10 protein-coding genes and 1 pseudogene are annotated in these 17,271 nt (G+C 70.6%); 6 read left to right on the top strand and 5 right to left on the bottom strand.

Going from position 1 to position 17,271, the window contains the following annotated elements; translation table 11 throughout:
* Nucleotides 1-140: 140 nt before the first annotated feature.
* From ACZ4WQ_RS02445 to ACZ4WQ_RS02430, 4 genes and pseudogenes are all read left to right on the top strand, one after another.
* On the top strand, nt 141-1,427 hold the full coding sequence (locus tag ACZ4WQ_RS02445) for an extracellular solute-binding protein (protein ID WP_311730040.1): 1,287 nt from the start codon (nt 141-143) through the stop codon (nt 1,425-1,427).
* A gap of 12 nt (nt 1,428-1,439) precedes the next feature.
* On the top strand, nt 1,440-2,489 hold the full coding sequence (locus ACZ4WQ_RS02440) for a carbohydrate ABC transporter permease (protein WP_311730039.1): 1,050 nt from the start codon (nt 1,440-1,442) through the stop codon (nt 2,487-2,489).
* A 2-nt stretch (nt 2,490-2,491) separates the two neighbouring features.
* Nucleotides 2,492-3,322 (top strand): sugar ABC transporter permease, encoded by an 831-nt coding sequence (locus ACZ4WQ_RS02435; protein ID WP_311730038.1) that lies wholly within the window; start codon nt 2,492-2,494, stop codon nt 3,320-3,322.
* 80 nt (nt 3,323-3,402) lie between these two features.
* Nucleotides 3,403-4,782: pseudogene (locus ACZ4WQ_RS02430) on the top strand (alpha-amylase); the annotation flags it as partial.
* An 89-nt stretch (nt 4,783-4,871) separates the two neighbouring features.
* Here ACZ4WQ_RS02430 and ACZ4WQ_RS02425 read toward each other — a convergent pair.
* The gene (locus ACZ4WQ_RS02425) at nt 4,872-5,447 is read right to left on the bottom strand and encodes a hypothetical protein (protein WP_468021931.1); all 576 of its coding nucleotides are present in this window, start codon (nt 5,445-5,447) and stop codon (nt 4,872-4,874) included.
* 168 nt (nt 5,448-5,615) lie between these two features.
* On the opposite strand from ACZ4WQ_RS02425, the gene ACZ4WQ_RS02420 reads away from it, so the two are divergent.
* Entirely contained in the window at nt 5,616-6,143 is a 528-nt protein-coding gene (locus tag ACZ4WQ_RS02420) for a DinB family protein (protein ID WP_468021930.1), read from the top strand.
* Between the two features lie 17 nt (nt 6,144-6,160).
* On the opposite strand, the gene ACZ4WQ_RS02415 is transcribed toward ACZ4WQ_RS02420, so the two are convergent.
* The 3 genes from ACZ4WQ_RS02415 to ACZ4WQ_RS02405 all read right to left on the bottom strand — a co-directional run bounded on the left by ACZ4WQ_RS02415 (nt 6,161) and on the right by ACZ4WQ_RS02405 (nt 15,137).
* Entirely contained in the window at nt 6,161-8,164 is a 2,004-nt protein-coding gene (locus ACZ4WQ_RS02415; protein ID WP_468021929.1) for a hypothetical protein, read from the bottom strand.
* Nucleotides 8,165-8,280: 116 nt separating this feature from the next.
* The gene (locus ACZ4WQ_RS02410; protein ID WP_468021928.1) at nt 8,281-11,406 is read right to left on the bottom strand and encodes an alpha-N-acetylglucosaminidase; all 3,126 of its coding nucleotides are present in this window, start codon (nt 11,404-11,406) and stop codon (nt 8,281-8,283) included.
* A 188-nt stretch (nt 11,407-11,594) separates the two neighbouring features.
* A complete protein-coding gene (locus ACZ4WQ_RS02405; RefSeq protein ID WP_468021927.1) occupies nt 11,595-15,137 on the bottom strand; it encodes a S8 family peptidase in 3,543 nt (1,180 codons plus the stop codon).
* Nucleotides 15,138-15,418: 281 nt separating this feature from the next.
* Between ACZ4WQ_RS02405 and ACZ4WQ_RS02400 the strand changes: the two genes are divergently transcribed.
* Nucleotides 15,419-16,387 (top strand): helix-turn-helix transcriptional regulator, encoded by a 969-nt coding sequence (locus ACZ4WQ_RS02400; RefSeq protein WP_468021926.1) that lies wholly within the window; start codon nt 15,419-15,421, stop codon nt 16,385-16,387.
* A gap of 172 nt (nt 16,388-16,559) precedes the next feature.
* Here the strand turns inward: ACZ4WQ_RS02400 and ACZ4WQ_RS02395 are convergent, their stop codons facing one another.
* Nucleotides 16,560-17,219, bottom strand: a complete 660-nt coding sequence (locus tag ACZ4WQ_RS02395; protein WP_311730030.1) for a response regulator transcription factor — start codon at nt 17,217-17,219, stop codon at nt 16,560-16,562.
* Nucleotides 17,220-17,271 lie beyond the last annotated feature (52 nt).

Genomic DNA, 17,271 nt, shown 5'->3' with positions numbered 1-17,271 from the left:
CTACCAGTGGGACACGCGGAGGTAACGATCCCGGGTCCTTGCTGAAATCTGCTGCAAAGTCTTTCGGCTCATTTGCATCCCTGTTACGTTCCTCGGCAACTCGGCGCCGCGATGGAGCGGCCGGCTTTGGAGGGGTTCAGATGCGACGTGGCATAGCGACCACCGCACTCGTCGCGGCGATGGCGCTCGCGGCGACCGCGTGCGGCGGTGACAACGACAACGGCAGCGGCGGGGGCGGGAAGTCCTCCGGGGAGATCTCCGGCACCGTGACCTACTGGGACACCTCGAACGAAGCCGAGAAGGGCACCTACCAGCAGCTCGCCGAGGACTTCAGCAAGAAGTACCCGAAGGTCAAGGTCAACTACGTCAACGTCCCCTTCGGCGAGACGCTGAACAAATTCAAGAACGCCGCGGGCAGCGGCGGCTCCGGCGCCCCGGACGTGCTGCGCGCCGAGGTCGCCTGGACCCAGGACCTCGCCAACATCGGCTATCTGGCCCCGCTGGACGGCACCCCCGCCCTCGCAGACGAGTCGGACTATCTGCCCAAGGCCGCCGCCGGCACCAAGTTCAAGGACAAGACCTACGCCGTGCCGCAGGTCATCGACACCCTCGGCCTCTTCTACAACAAGAAGCTGCTGAAGGAGGCCGGCGTCGAGCCGCCGACCAGCTGGACCGAGCTCGAGGCGGCCGCGAAGAAGATCAAGGAGAAGACCGGCAAGACCGGTCTCTACCTGCGCGGCGACGACGCCTACTGGTACCTGCCCTTCATCTACGGCGAGGGCGGCGACCTCCTGGACACCAAGGCCCACAAGGTCACCGTCGACGAGGAGCCCGGCGTCCGGGCCTTCGCGACCGCCCGCGACCTGGTCAAGTCCGGCGCGGCGGTCACCGACGCCACCGACGGCTGGGACAACATGCAGAACGCCATCAAGAACGGCGATGTCGCGATGACCGTCAACGGGCCGTGGGCGATCGAGGACACCCTGGCCGGCAAGGCGTTCAAGGACGACAAGGACAACCTCGGCGTGGTGCCCGTCCCGGCCGGCAGCAAGGCCCAGGGCTCCCCGCAGGGCGGCCAGAACCTCACCGTCTACGCCGGGTCCAAGAACCTGGACGCCTCCTACGCCTTCGTCAAGTACATGAGCTCGCCCGAGGTCCAGGCCAAGACCACCGAGAAGCTCAGCCTGCTGCCGACCCGCACCTCGGTCTACGCGAACAAGGCGGTCGCGGCCAACCCCAACGTCAAGTTCTTCAAGTCGGCCGTGGACAAGGCCGTCGAGCGCCCGTGGATCCCCGAGGGGAACAGCCTCTTCCAGGCGATCCTGGTGCAGTTCCCGAACGTGGTGACCGGCAAGACCTCCCCCGAGAAGGCGGCCAAGGCGGTCGGCGACGCGTACCGCAAGCTCCTCAAGGGCGACTGGAAGTAGGGACCCGCGACGATGACTGTCGAGACCGGGCAGTCGGCGGGATCGGCCGCGGGGGCGAACAGCGCCCGCGGCCCGGCCCGCGAGACCGCTGACAAGGGCAGGACGGGCGGGACCGGCAAGGGCGGCGGGCGGCCCCCCGGCCGGATCCGCAACGCGCTGAGCCGCCACTGGTACGCCTGGGCCATGGTCGCCCCCGTCGTGCTGGTGATCGGGCTGATCATCGGCTATCCGCTGGTGCGCGGCCTCTACCTCTCGCTCACCGACGCCAACGAGGCGAACGTCGAGCGCACCATCGGGATGAACCACATTCCCGCGACCTACAAGTCCGTCGGCCTGGACAACTTCACCGCGATCCTGAAGGACCAGGTCTTCTGGGACCGGCTCGGCTGGACCCTGACCTGGACCGTCGCCTGTGTCACCGTCACCTTCGCGCTGGGCCTGGGTCTGGCCGTCCTGCTGAACCGCTCATTCGCCGGCCGCGCCGTCTACCGTTCGCTGCTGATCCTGCCCTGGGCCGTCCCCGCCTTCGTCTCGGTCTTCGCCTGGCGCCTCCTCTACAACGAGAAGAACGGCATCCTCAACAAGATCCTGGACGGCGGCGGCATCGACGCCGTGCCCTGGCTGAACGACCCCACCATGGCCAAGATCGCGGTGATCGCGGTCAACGTCTGGCTCGGCGTGCCGTTCATGCTGGTCGCGCTGCTCGGCGGATTGCAGTCCATCCCCGGTGAGCTGTACGAGGCCGCCGAGATGGACGGGGCCGGGCCGGGGCAGCGGTTCCGCCACATCACCCTGCCCGGGCTGCGGTCGGTCAGCTCCACCGTGGTCCTGCTGTCGACCATCTGGACCTTCAACATGTTCCCGGTGATCTTCCTGCTCACGCGCGGCGGACCGGGCGACAGCACGGAGATCCTGGTGACGTACGCCTACCGGCTGTCGTTCGTCAACAGCCCGCGCGACTTCGCGGGCGCCTCCGCATGGGGCGTACTCATCCTGCTGATCCTCATGCTCTTCGCGCTGGTCTACCGCCGCGCGCTCCGCCGGCAGGGAGAGGTGTGGTGACCATGCGCGACCAACGACGCTCCCCGCTGGCCTCGATCGGCCTGCACGCGACCCTGATCATCGCCTCCGCCGTCGCGGTCTTCCCGCCGCTGTGGCTGCTGGTGACCTCCCTGAAGCCCAAGAGCGAGGCGTTCTCCACGGATGTGGTGAAGAACCCGACGTTCGCCAACTACCGCCATGTCCTCGCCGATACGGAGTTCCTCACCTGGTTCGGCAACTCGCTGTTCATCGTGGTGATCACCACGCTGCTCGGCGTGTTCGTGGCGGCCACCACCGGATACGCCGTCAGCCGCTTCCGCTTCCCCGGGATGCGCCCGCTGATGTGGCTGCTGCTGATCACCCAGATGTTCCCGGTGGCCATCCTCATCGTCCCGCTGTACAACATCATGTCGACGCTGGGCTGGCTCAACCAGCCGGTGGCCCTGATCGTCACCTACCTCACCGTCGCCGTGCCGTTCTGCGCCTGGATGATGAAGGGCTTCTTCGACACCATCCCGGTGGAGATCGACGAGGCGGGCCGGGTCGACGGGCTCAACCCCTTCGGCACCTTCTGGCGGCTGGTGGTGCCGCTGGCCAAGCCGGGCCTCGCGGTGACCGGGTTCTACACCTTCATCACCGCCTGGGCCGAGGTGGCCTACGCCTCCGCCTTCATGACGGGGGAGGAGAACCTCACCCTTTCGGCCGGGCTCCAGACCTTCGTCAACCAGTACAGCTCGGACTGGGGCTCCATGACCGCGGCCGCCGTCATGATCGCCATCCCGGCGACCCTGGTGTTCTCCTGGGCCCAGCGCCACCTGGTCGCCGGGCTCACCTCCGGCGCGACCAAGTCGTAAGTTCCTTGCGCAAGTTCTTGCAGCAGTGTCTCCAGTGTCTCGATCGTCCCTTGCACTCCCCCCACCCAGCAGGAGGAACGATGGCCACAAGAACCCTCGCCGCAGCCCTCGCCCTGGCGGCCGGCGCCGCGCTGACCGCCGCCCTGCCGGGGCAGGCGCAGGCCGCGCCGCCCGGCGCCAAGGACGTCACCGCCGAACTCTTCGAGTGGAAGTACGACTCGGTGGCCAAGGAGTGCACCAGCACGCTGGGGCCGGCCGGCTACGGCTATGTCGAGGTGTCCCCGGCGACCGAGCACATCCAGGGCGGTCAGTGGTGGACCTCGTACCAGCCCGTCAGCTACAAGATCGCCGGTCGGCTCGGCGACCGCGCCGCCTTCAAGAACATGATCGACACCTGCCATGCGGCGGGCGTGAAGGTCGTCGTCGACGCCGTCATCAACCACATGTCGGCGGGGTCCGGCACCGGCACCGGCGGCTCCTCGTACACCAAGTACGACTACCCCGGCATCTACCAGTCCCAGGACATGGACGACTGCACCGCGCAGATCAGCAACTACCAGGACCGCTGGAACGTCCAGCGCTGCGAGCTGGTGGGCCTGGCCGACCTGGACACCGGCGAGCCGTATGTGCGCGACCGGATCGCCCAGTACCTCAACGACCTGCTCTCGCTCGGCGTCGACGGCTTCCGGATCGACGCCGCCAAGCACATGGCCGCCGATGACCTGGCCGCGATCAAGGGCAAGCTGAGCAACCCGAACGTCTACTGGAAGCAGGAGGCGATCTACGGCGCGGGCGAGGCCGTCTCGCCGACCGAGTACCTGGGCAACGGCGATGTCCAGGAATTCCGCTACGGCCGCGATCTCAAGCGCGTCTTCAACGGCGAGAAACTGGCGTACCTCAACAACTTCGGCGAGGGCTGGGGCTATATGGCCTCGGATAAATCCGGTGTCTTCGTCGACAACTGGGACACCGAGCGCAATGGCTCCACCCTGTCCTACAAGGACAACGCCAACTACACCCTCGCCAACGTCTTCATGCTGGCCTGGCCCTACGGCTCCCCGGACGTCCACTCCGGCTATGAGTTCTCCGACAACGACGCCGGGCCGCCCAACGGGGGCACGGTGAACGCCTGCTGGCAGGACGGCTGGAAATGCCAGCACAAATGGCCCGAGATCATCAAAATGGTGGCCTTCCGCAACACGGCGCGCGGCACGGCGGTCACCAACTGGTGGGACAACGGCAACAACGCCATCGCTTTCGGGCGCGGTGACAGGGCGTACGTCGCCATCAACCACGAGAGCGGCTCGCTGACCCGGACCTTCCAGACCTCGTTGCCCGCGGGCGACTACTGCGATGTGCAGAGCGGCAGGGGCGTCACGGTCAACTCCTCCGGCCAGTTCACCGCCACTCTCGGCAGCAACACCGCGGTGGCCCTGCACGCGGGCGCGAGGAGCTGCGGCTGAGCCATGGAGCCGGGCGGAGCCGCACATCGTCGGATGTGCGGCTCCTTCGCCGTTACGCGGGCCTGGCGCGGGCCTGGCGCGGGCCGCTACGGCTTGGTGCGGGCGAACTGGTCGGTGGTGCCGTCGGTCCAGGTGAGGGAGAGAGTCTGGCCGCTGACCCGGGCCGTGCCGTTCAAGGTCTTGCCGGCACAGGTGAAGGAGGCGGCCATGGCGGAGGTGAGGGTCCCGGGGCAGGTCTTGTCGGGGCCGGTCAGGGCCATGGACGTGCCGTTGACCCGCAAGGTGAGCAGGTTGCCGTTCGCGTCCCGCATCCGGAAGTACCACGTGCCCTGGGCGCTCGTCAGCTTGCTGGGGACGGTGGGCGGGGCGACGCTCGTACGGCTCGGGACCGGGGCCTTGGTGGGGGCGCTGGTGGTGCTGCGGCTGGGGAGCGGGGTGGCGGTCTTGCCGGGGGTCTTGCTCGGGGTGGGGCTGGAGGACTTCATGTTGCCCGAGCCCCCGCTGCCGGAGGGCGTGGGCTTGCCCGCGTCCGTGGACTGACTGGCGCCCTTGTCGTCCTTGGTCGGCGCCGCCGACTTTCCGTCGCCGTCGTCGCCGCAGCCGGTCAGGGTGAGTGCCAGCACCGCGACAGCGGTGGCGGCGATCGAAGTCGTTATCCGCACGAGATATCCTGCCGTACCCAATTCAATATTCGGAATTCTGTGGTCGTCGGCGAGCCTTCCACACGCGACAAGCCGAAATCCAGCGCTCACGGGGGTTCTCTGGATCAGTTCCGCTGTACTGCGGATAATCGCTTTCCGGGCAGGGTGATGCCATGTCAGGGTTGCCGGGTGCATACCTCCCCACGTGAACTGGTGCGTTGGCAGTTCGAGCTGACCTGGTCCCTGTTCGAGTACCACCTGGAGCGGCTGGAGCCGGAGGACTTCCTGTGGGAGCCCGCCGCCCTTTGTTGGACCGTACGTCAGCAGCCGGACGGGACCTGGGTGCCCGACTGGGCGGACACCGAACCCGATCCGGTGCCCGTCCCCACGATCGGCTGGCTGAGCTGGCACATCGGCTGGTGGTGGAGCGTGACCCTCGACCACGCACAGGGCCGGACGCCCCGGGACCGCACCGAGGTCACCTGGCCGGGCGAGGGGACGGCGGCCGTCGAGTGGCTGCGCGGGCTGCGCACGGACTGGCTGGCGGTGCTGGACAAGCTCACCGACGCCGACCTGGAGGCCGTCGCGCCCTTCCCCTGGCAGAACGACCCCCAGCACACCGTCGCCCATATGCTCGGCTGGGTGAACGCCGAGCTCATGAAGAACGCCGCCGAGATCGGCCAGCTCCGGATGGTGCGCGCGGCCTCACCACGCTGAACTGAGCCGAGCCGAGATCAGCGCAGCGCCGTCAGCCGCCCGCCGCCCATCAGCCGGCCGCTCAGCCGGGCCTGGTCGCCCGCCTGGGCGGGCACCGCCAGCAGCCGTCCCGCCGCCCTGCCCCGCACATCGCCGCGCGCCGCGACGGAGGTCACCTGGGTGCTGCCCGCGGCCAGCAGATACCACCGCCCGGTGCGCGACTTCCACAGCGCGCCCATCAGCACCCGCGGCTCACGCGGCCCGCAGGCCGGGGAGCCGTCCGCGCTCGCGACGACCGCGGCCGGGGAGCCCGGGTCCTTGGCCGGCGGCTGGAACTGGGCCAGCACCCGGTCGCCCACACCCCGCCAGGTCTCGGCGCGCGTACACATCCAGTCCGCCGCGCCGCCGCCCTCGGGCAGCCGCTGCGCCGCGAACCGCCAGGCGTTCACCGAGCGCACGCCCCGCGAGTGCAGCAGCGGCAGCCGACAGGCGGTGTGCGCCCAGGCCTCCCGGGCCTGCGCGCCCGCCACATCCCGCGGCCCGCCGGCCCGCCCGCCCGGAGCGCCGTACGTCAACCGGGCCGGGACGAGCTCGCCCAGGTCCGTCACCAGGCGCGAGCCGAGCCGCAGCGCCGTCCAGCTCTCGCAGTCCGGCGCCCGCCCCGGACCGCGCACCAGGCCCGCCCCGCCCGCGCGCACCGGGTCGGTCACCCCGTCCGCCGCCAGCCGCAGCGGCCGCGCCGCCTCGCCGGGCCGCACCAGGTCGCGTACGGAGGGGTGACGCACCCAAGGGGCCGTCAGATAACGGACGTTCCCGTCCGTGCGGGTGATGACCAGGGCGGTCGAGGAGGCCGCGTCGGCGGCGTCGGCCCGCGCGAACTCCACCGCCACGTGGCCGCCGTCGCCGCGCCCCTGCTCGGCGTACCGCACCACCCGCAGCCCGTCGTACAGCAGGACCACCGTCACCTGGTCGACCTCGCCCGCGTACAGCAGCTGCGGCGGCCCCGGCGGCGGGCCCGACTGGGTGCCGGGCGTGGCCGACACCAGCACCGAGCGGCCCGGCCGGGCCCAGACGGCCAGCGCGCGGCGCAGCAGCGGCATGTCCTCCGTACGGTCGCCGCGCGCGGGCCAGGACGAGAAGTCGGCGCGGGTCACGGTGCGCCACACCTCGGGCGTGGCGCGGGTCAGCCGGGCCGGGTCCAGCGCCCGCTCCGAGGCCGGGTTGCGCGCGTACGGGGGCGCTGCCGCGCCGCCCGGGCCCCAGCCCTCGCCCGGCAGGCCGAGCAGCGCGCCGCACACCAACAGCGCGGCGCCCGCGGCCAGCGCCGCCCGCCCGTGCTGGCGGCGCCGCAGCAGATCGGTGGGCCGGGCCTGGAGCGAACACGGGTCGAACTCGGGGGACTCCAGCAGCGCCCCGTCCCGGCTGCCCGCCGGGTCCTCCACCGTGTCCGCCTCCGCGAGGGCGTCCCGCGGGTCGGCGACCCCCGCGGCCTTCAGCACCTCGCGCACCTCGCGGTCGCCCAACCGCTCCAGGCCGCGCAGCACATACGCGGCCCGGCCCGGGCCCGACAGCTCCGACAGCGCCTTGTCCAGGGCGAGTTCATCGGCCCCGCCCGGGCGCGGGAACAGCCGCAGCCCCCACACCCGCGGCAGCGCCGGGGCCAGCGGCCCGCGCCGCCGCCGCGCGGCGCGCAGCGCTCCCCGCAGCACTCGCAGCCGTACGAAGGCGTACCCGGCGTCCACCGCCGCGCCCTCCGGCGCGCGCTGCCCGGGCAGCCGGGGCCCGGAGTCGGCGCCGCTGTCGGCCTCCGCGTCCGTGTCCGCGTCCGTGCCCGTGTTCGTCCGGTTGCGGGGCAGCGCGCGCTGCGCGAGCGCGTGCGCCGCCAGCACCCGCCGTGTGCGCCCCATGCCGGGCGGCAGCACCAGGTAGCCGAGCCGCACCAGGCGCGGGTAGTGCTCGACGATGGCGGCCTCGGCCTGCTCGACGTCGATGAGGGAGGGGGAATCGCCGGAGAGGTTGGCTGTCGCCTGTTGCTGCTCCACGGTTTGGAGAACGAGCGCCGCATGCGATGGTCACCACGGCCCGCGCCCGCAGCGGCCCCGCCGGCCCGCGCCTGGGCCGTAGCGCCCAGGCGCGGTGGCGCGAAATCCCCGCACCGTCAGCCGAGGCGCCACCCGCTGAACTCCGCCGTCCCGCGCGCCACATTCCCCCCGTGCGTCGCGGTCATGAAGATCCCGACGTCCTGCGCGGAGCCCGAGGCCCCCGGCGCCGTCACCGTCCCCACCGCCCGCCAGGTCGTCCCGTCGTCGGTCGACAGCTCGCCCTTGTACGAGGTGGCGGACACCCGTGTCAGCCGCAGCAGCACGGGCGCCTTGACGCCGGTGATCCGCTTGTACGCGTCCAGCGTGCCGTCCCCGTTCGAGTCGTACGACAGCACGATGCCGCTGGACGGGGTGGCGGCCAGGTTCACAAAGCCCGGGGAGCCCGCCGTCGCCAGGCTGTCGCGGGCGATGATGCCCGCCCGCGCCCACGCGCCCGTCACGGCCTGGCTGATCACCTTCACCGTGACGGCGGTGCCGACCGCCAGCGCCCCCTCCCGGTACACCGACCCGAACTCGGCCGTCGCCTTCCACAGGTCCCGCCCCGCCCCGTCGATCGCGAAGCGATCCGACAACTGGCCGAAGACCGCGTCGTTGTTGGTGACCGTCTTCAGGCCGGCGTCCAGCGGCCCGGCCACCCACAGCGTGCCGGTGCGCACCAGCCGCACCCGGTCCTCGCCGCGCGGCCCGAACTCCACGCCGAGCTCGTACGGCAGCGGCTTGAGCGGGTTCTCAAGCGGCTCGTCGGGCGCGGTGGCCCGCCAGTGGACCTCGCCGGTCCTGGCCGCCGGGATCGAGCGGAGCCAGGTGTCGCCCTGCGGCTTCGGGTCGAGGCCGGTCACGGTCAGGTCGAAGTCGACGCGGCCGGTGGCGCGCAGCCCGTTCATATTGCGCAGGGCCGCGGCGATGTCCGCGGTGCCCCCGGGCTCCACCCCCGACGGGGTGGTGGAGACGGTGGCCGTGCCCTGGTACGGGGCCTTGGCCAGCGCCTCGTACACCCGGAGCCCGGTGCGGTGGGCGTCCGTCGTGGGCCGGACCGGGTAGCTCTTGCGCTCGCGCGTCCAGGGCTCCTCGACCGCGAACCAGTCGAAGTCGCGCGGCTCGCGCCCCTCGGCGAGCGCGTCCTCCAGCTCGTCCAGATAGCTCTGCCACTGCGGCAGGTGGAAGTCGCCGATCAGGCCGTTCCAGTCGCGGTTCGCGTAGTTGGCGAGCTTCCCGGTGTCCGCGGTGACCCGGTCCGCCCAGGTGGTGATGAGGGTGCGCGCGAGATGTTCGAAGCGCGCGGCCTCCGCCTCGTCGGACGCCAGCCGCTTGGCGTCTTCCAGCCAGGGCCCGAGCAGAAAGCCCCGGTGCGCGCCGGTCATGTCGTCGCTCAGCCGCATCAGTTTCAGCCACAGCCGGGCCAGCGTCCGGAAGGCGTCCAGGTCCTTGCGCTCGTACGCGTCGTGCAGATGCGGAATCAGCGTCCAGGAGCGGTCGGCGAGCGCCTGGCGGGCGATATCGGTCAGATCGTGGCGGTAGGCGTCGGAGTCGCGCAGCGCCGGGCGTACGTCCAGGAGCGCGGCGAATGCGGCGTCGAAGTCCGCCAGGTCGAAGGCCGGGATGCGGGTGGCGTAGTTGGTGCCGGAGCGCGCGGTCACATCGGGGCGGGCGGAGAAGACCGAGTCGTGCGGGCGGCCGTCGGAGCTGGTGATCTGGTAGGCGGTGTCGCGCAGCGCCGCGTACGCGTCCCGGGCCCGCTCGTCCCGCCCGCCCAGCCGTACGTCCGCGTAGGCCCGGAACCACTCCTCGCGATCCACCGCCGTATCCCGCCACGCCAACTCGCTGAACAGCTCGAACGCCGCCGGATCGCGCCCCACCGCCTCAGCCATATAGGCGGTGCCGACCAGTTTGCTGCCCGGCTTGTCGCGCCACTGGGTGAACCGCCGCGCCCAGATGTGGGTCTTGGCGCCGATCGTGGTGCGGCCGCCGAAGTTGGGGATGGTGCCGAAGGCGTACGGCACCGAGCCCCAGTCCTGCTCCCGGTCACCGATCGAGTCCAGGTCCGACAGGCCGTCCACCACCAGCATGTGGTCGTGGTCCACGGCGTCCAGCAGCTCCCGCCGGGGGTTGGCCTGCCAGCCGAGGATCACCCAGGTCGCGCCGGGCCGGGCGGTCTGGAGGGCGGTCTCCACGGCGCGGGCGGCGTCGGCCACGGGGACGTCCCCGGCGGCGCCACCCTCGTGCAGCAGGTCCATCTTGAACAGCTCGCACTCGCCGAACAGCTCCTGCTGGTGGCGGTAGAACGAGGCGGCCACCTGCCCGAACGACTCGGTGCGCGGATCGAGCCAGTCGGGGCGCTTCAGCCCGTTCCAGGTGCCCTGGGGGACCGTACGCGCTCCCGGGTTGCGCTCGACGAACCCGTCCGGGACGGTTCCGAAGTAGCCGGGGTACACCGGCCGCATGCCCAGCTCGCGCAGCCGGTCGGCGATCTTCTGCCCTAAGGCGGTGCGCTTGGCCAGCAGCTCGGGGCTCACCGGCCCGCCGTATCCGCTCATGTTCTGGAGCAGCCACCAGGGCTGGTGGGAGGGCGCGGGCAGCCAGGCGCGCGCCTCTTCGTCGGAGTAGCCGAAGTCCTTGAGGACGAGGTGGTAGACGGCCTCCTGCCCGGCGGTGACCAGCAGCTCGTTGCAGCCGTGCAGGGCCGCGACGTCGATCAGGTGCTCCCAGTGGTCCCAGCCGGCGAACGGCGCGGTGTAGCCGTCGTGGGTGTCGTTGAAGGCGAAGCGGTGCGGGAGCGCGGTCGACTGCTCGACGCGGGCCCGGGGCGCGGGCAGCGTCTTGGGCAGGTCGAGCTGGTCCCCGGCCCAGGTGATCAGGGCATGACAGGTGTACTTGAGATACCAGTGCACCCCGGCGAGCAGCACCGCCGGGCTGGTCCCCGCCACCTCGATCCGCCCCGGCCGCCCCGAGACCTCGAACCGCTCCTCGCCACCCTCGCCCTCCAGCGGCACCAGCCGGAACTGCCCGGCGTGGGCCGGCAGCAGCCGCTTGAGCGCGGCGCGCGCGGGCGCGGTGTCGAACACGGCGTGGTCCCCTGCGCTTTCCGTTCCCTCGGCCGCCGCCGGGGACTGGCTCCCCAGGGCGGCCCCGACGCCGAGTGCTCCGGCGGTTCCGATCAGCGTACGTCTGCTCAGATCGCTCATGATGCCCCCAATGACGCCCGGCCCGGGCCAACGGTGGTATGTGAGCGGCACGTTAACGAGGGTGACGGGGCGGCAGCAATGGTGCGTACGGGGTGTCCACCCGTATGGGTCCGAGCGCCGCCAAGGCCGCGGGACGCCTCCGGATGTCACTCCAAGGCATCCCGCGGCGGTGATGTTGTGGTGAGCGGTTACTCGAGACCGAAGGCCCGCTTGACGGTCTGGTCGATGGTGTTGCCGGACGCTTCGGTGGCCTCGGTGCGCAGCGTCACGTAGCCGGGGGTTGCCGAGGCGCGGGGGAGGCGCAGGGTGCCGGTGTACTTGCCGGTGTCCTGGGACGGGCTCAGCTCGACGGGGGTCCAGGTGGCGCCGTCGTCGTAGGAGGCCCAGGTCCTGACCTGGGTGACCTTGCCGTCGGCGTTCGGCGGCAGCGTGGCGTTGACGGTGATGGGCAGCTTCTTGCCCGCCTTGGCCTGGTTGCGCAGGTTGAGGTCGATGTCGTAGGAGAGCGTGGGCATCGGGATCTGCTTGACGATGCCCGTCTTGGTGACGTTGATGGTCCACTCGGTGGTGGCGGACCTGGAGAACTCCCAGCCGGGCGCATCGCGGTCGATCTTCTGGACCGCCCGGTAGGTGCCCGGTTCGAGATCGACGTAGAAGGTCGTGAAGAAGTAGTCGTCCCTGCGGGCGATCTCCTTCTCCCCGCGGTACAGGACGACGGACATCCTGTCGTTCCAGACCGCGACCGGCAGGTGCGAGGACTCGCCGTCGGGGAACGGAATGGCACCGACGGAGAGGTAGTCACCGACAGCCGACGAATAGCCCTGGTCCATCCAGGTCCCGCCTCGGGTGGGGTTGGCGACCTGCTTGAACCAGTCGACCGCGCGCCGTTCACCAGGGGCGAAGTCGTGCCAGCCGGTGTCGAAGACGGCGACGCCGTCGGAGCCGGCGATGTCGACTCCCGTCCAGTAGTCGACCTCGGGGCGGGCGGTGACGTACTCCTCGCGTGCGGTGCCCAGCCGGATCGGGACCGTGGTGGAGGCGTAGAACAGGCCGCCGACGTGACCGGTCGCCTGAAGCAGGTTTCCTTCCTTCTGGGCGTGGGCGTAGTAGTTGGCGTCGATGCGTGCGGTGTTGGTCTTGTCCACGGCGAACTTCAGCCCGTTCTCGGGGATCGAGCGCGCCGAATTGACGAGGTCGTACTGGAAGGGGCTGTAGGGGGTGCCCTTCAGTTCGACACGGACGGTGCGCTTGGCTGCCTCCGCGGTCAGCCGTTCGCCCTGTTCGCCGTCGAGGGCGAAGGCGGGTACGGCGGTGGAGCCGGCCGGGGCGACGAGTCGGCCGGGAGTGTCGTTCGCGACGGCCACGGCGGCGGCGCCGTGCTCGGCCGCGGTGTTGATCTGCTCGGAGATCGGCACGTCGGTGCTGCGGGTGACCAGGGCGAGCTTGTCGCGGGCGCGGATCCTCCGGTACTCCTCGGCCGTTCCGGTCCCGGCGTCGACGACGGTGAGCGTACGGTGGCCGCTGAACTTCCTGGCGCCGTCGAGCTGGGTGGGGGCGAGAGTGAGGGGCTTGTGGGTCTTCGCCTTCGCGGTCAGTACGGGGGCCGTGAGGGAGGAGAAGAGTTCGAAGCCGGTCTTCTCGTCGCCGGGTGAGGGCAGGGTCGAGATGCTCTTGATGCTCCCGGGCAGCAGGAGCACGAACTCGTTGTACGTGAACGCGCCGCCGCGCCACTCGGTGGTGCGGCCGGTGTCGACCTTGACGTCGGTCGCCTTGCGGGCATCGAGGGTGAAGGTGAGGTCGCGGTCGACGGTCACCGACGAGTCGAAGGCCGCCGTCGCTTCGTCGATCCAGTTGCGGTCGGCGTCAGGCGTGAAGATGTTCGCGTACATCTTGTACGTGCCCGGTGCCACGCGCAGGCGGGCGACCCCCTGGGCGTCGAAGGTCGAGGCCGTGCGGATCGGGATATCCGACTGGAACAGATACGCCTGGCTGGGGCCGCCGGCGGCGACACCGTCGGCACCGATGCCCTTGATGGTGACGTCGTACATCAGCTTCTCCATGAGGAAGGAGAAGGGGAAGACGACAGTGGTGCCGTCCTCGGCCGTGGCCGACAACCGACCGCTGTAATGCGTGTCCCGGGCCAGGAGGTTCGGGTCGGCGGTGACGGTGATGTCGGCGGACTTGCCCGCCGGCACCGTGACCGAGGCGGCGGACACGGTCACGGCGTCGTCCGGCAGGGGCTTGCCGGCGGCATTGACGCCCGTGTCCTTGAGGGTGAACGTACGGTCGGTGCCGGAGGTGTTGTGCAGGGTGATCTCGCGCGAGACCGGCTTGTAGTCGCCGTCCTCGGCGTAGCGGATCGCGCCGAGATTCAGCGCCGCGGGGGTGCCGTAGGCGTTCTGGGACACGGCCCGGGTCAGGTCGACGCGCCCGGCGCCGCCTTCGGCGACCTGGTAGCCGCCCGGCTTGGAAGTGGTGACGAGGGCCGCCTTGAGCTGCTGGGCGGTCCAGGTGGGGTGCTGCTGCTTGAGGATCGCGGCGGCGCCGGCGACGTGCGGGGTGGCCATCGAGGTGCCGCTGGCGGAGGTGTAGAGGTCGCCTGCCGGGGTGCCCATGGAGGTGCCGGCGGCGCGGGCGGCGAGGATGTTCACGCCGGGTGCCGAGATCTCGGGCTTGACCGCGTAGTCACCACTGCGTGGCCCGCGGGTGGAGAACGGGGCGAGCGCGTCGGCCTTGTCCACGGCTCCGACGGTGAGCGCGGCGCTCGAGGAGGCGGGGCTGCCGATGGTGCGGCGGCCGGAGTTGCCCGCGGCGACGACGAACAGCGAGCCGGTTTCCTCGGAGAGTTCGTCGGCGGCCGCACTCATCGGATTGCTGCCGTTGTCCGGGGTGTCGCTGCCCAGGCTCATGCTGATGACGTCGGCCCCGTTCCGGGCGGCCCACTCCATACCGGAGATGATCGAGCTGAACGTGCCGGAGCCGTCGTCGCCGAGGACTTTGCCGACCACCAGGTCGGCGCCGGGCGCGACTCCCTTGGCGCCGTTGCCCGCGCCGCTGCCGCCCACGGTCGCGGCGACATGGGTGCCGTGCCCGAAGTGGTCGACGGCGTCCGTCCCGCCGGTGAAGTCCTTGCTCTGGGAGATCCGTCCCTTCAAGTCCGGGTGGGTGGCGTCGACGCCCGTGTCGAGGACGGCGACCGTGACGTTCTTGCCGTCGAACCCGGCCTTCCACGCGTCCGGTGCGCCGATCTGGGGAACCGAATCCGCGAGGTCGACCTTGACCCTGCCGTCGAGCCAGATCCGCTCCACGCCGCGCTTTTGCAGGTCGCTCGCGCTGTCGTAGCCGCGCCAGAAGCTCTCCGCCCTGTCCTTGGCCACCGTGACCGCGAGCGCGTTGATGCTCTTGAGCGCACGGCCCCCTTCCGCTTGAGAGGGCTTCGTCGGAGCCTTGGCGCTGTCCTGGTTGTCGACGATGACGGGAACCGGCTCGGACGCGCCGTACCCGAAGGTCGTCAAGGTGTCGATGTTGAACAACTCGCGGTCGATACGGCCGCCGTTGACACCGGCCTGGGCCGCGGAGGGGATGGCGTAGGTGTGGCCGTTCTCCTCGTAGAGCGTCACGATGCCCTGAGAGGGACCGGAGCTGTCCGCGCTGATCGTCTTTTTCCCGTTCATGCTGCGCACGGTCAGGACATCGCCGGTGATCAGTGTGGTCCGGACGGGCTTCGCCATCGCCTGCGGGCTTGAACCGGGCTTGGCCGGCCGGCCGGCCGGTGCGGGGTCGGCAGCGGCCGGCCCGGCCACGAGCGTTCCCGCAACTACCGCGGCGGCGGCCATGAGTACGGTCGCCGCGCGGAGTCTTCCGGGGTCTCTCATAGAGAATTCCTCCTTCGGCCCGGGCTGCTGGACGCACCGGCCCGGTTACCGGAGGATGCTGTCGCAAGTGTCCTGTTCATGACTAGGAACTGAAGTCGTCAGCAAGCGGATTCTGTCCGCTAGAGGAAAGGGCCGCGATGCCTCGGGAGTTGTCGGCACTCTCCGGCCTCGGGATGCCGGACGGCACGGAGGCGCTCTACCTCGCCCTCCTCAACCGCGGAACAGCCACCACATCCGACCTCGCCCACGACACCGGGCGCACCATCGAGTCCACAACCACCCTCCTCGACTGGCTGCGCGCCAACGGCCTTGCCCTTCGCGCCAACGTCCTGGCCACGGCCGGTGACTCCGGCGCCGGATGGTCCGCGGCCGACCCTGATCGCGCTCTGCGAGCGCTGGTCCTCAAACACGAAACCGAACTGCTCCAGGTCCGAGGCTCGCTGCCGCACCTTCACGAGGCCTACCGCCGCTCCCGGCGCACCGACCGCGGCGAGCGCGCATTCGATCAGCTGGACGCCTGGGAGGACGTAGGGCACCGCTACCACCAGCTCCTGCGCGACGCCCGCGACGAAATCCTCATGTGGGACACGGCCCCCTACGTCGCCGGTGAGACCGGAAGCATGGAGAAGCAGACCCTGCAACGAGGCGTGACCTTCCGCCAGCTCTGTGACCCCGACGGCCTCACACCGGAGGTGAGCGCCCAGCGCGCCTCGATCGGCGGACTCCGGGCCCGCATCCACCCCGACCTTCCGTTCAGGGGAGCCATCGCGGACCGCACCACCGCTGTCATCACGCTCGACCACGAACCGCAGAACGCCAAAGCCCTCCACCTGCGCTCTTCCCCGCTCCTCGACGGCCTGGTGATGCTCTTCGAGACCAGTTGGAGCCGGGCCGTCCCCATAGGCGGCGACCCCACCGGACTGAACGAAGAAGAACGCGAAGTCATGACCCTGCTCGCCGCCGGGATGAAGGACGAGGCCATCGCCAGACAACTCGGCATCACCACCCGCACCGTGCGCCGACGCGTACAGCACCTCCTCGCCGCGCTCCAGGCCAAAAGCCGCTTCCACGCCGGCGTCGAAGCCACCAGGCGCGGATGGGTTTGAACAGTAGCTCCCCGCGGGGGGCGACCGAAGCCTGAGTTGTGGTGAGTATCGGACAGCGACACGCCGACACCACGGCGTGTCGCTGTCCGATACTCACCACAAAGTCCTGTGGGCGAACGCCAGCAGCTCCGGGACGAGTTCGTGCCGTGCGAGGCGGGGGTACGGACAGGGTTCAGCTTTGGGCATGCCCCCGGTCGAGATAGGCCAGCACGGCCAGCACTCGGCGGTTGTCGTCGTCGGACGGCGGCAGGCCCAGCTTCCCGAAGATGTTCGAGGTGTGCTTGGCGACCGCCCGCTCGGTGATGAACAGCTGCGTGGCGATGGCCGCGTTGGACCGCCCCTGTGCCATCAGCTCCATCACCTCCCGCTCGCGTGGCGTCAGGTTCCCCATCGGCTTGTCCTGCGACCGCCGGTTCAGCAGCTGCGAGATCACCTGCGGATCCATGGCGGTACCGCCCGCCGCCACTCGCCGCACCGCGTCGATGAACTGATCGGCGTCGAAGACCCGGTCCTTGAGCAGATACCCGACCCCGCCGCTCCCGTCGGCCAGCAGCTCCCGCGCGTACAACTGCTCCACATGCTGCGACAGCACCAACACCGGCAACCCCGGCCGCGCCCGCCGCGCCGCCAGCGCGCACTGGAGCCCCTCATCCGTGAACGACGGCGGCAGCCGCACATCCACGACCGCGACGTCCGGCTTCAGCTCGGCCAGCGCGCGAGTCAGATCGGGCCCGGTGTCCACGGCCGCCGCGATCTCGAAGTCGTAGGCCTCCAGCATCCGGACCAGACCGTCCCGCAGGAGGAAGAGGTCTTCGGCGAGGACAACGCGCACGGCGGCTCCAAGACTTCGTCGGGCCCCTGGGGTGGGGGACTTGACCGAATCC

Source organism: Streptomyces sp. NPDC028305 (genome assembly GCF_055569495.1).
This window is presented reverse-complemented; position numbering and strand designations above follow the sequence as displayed.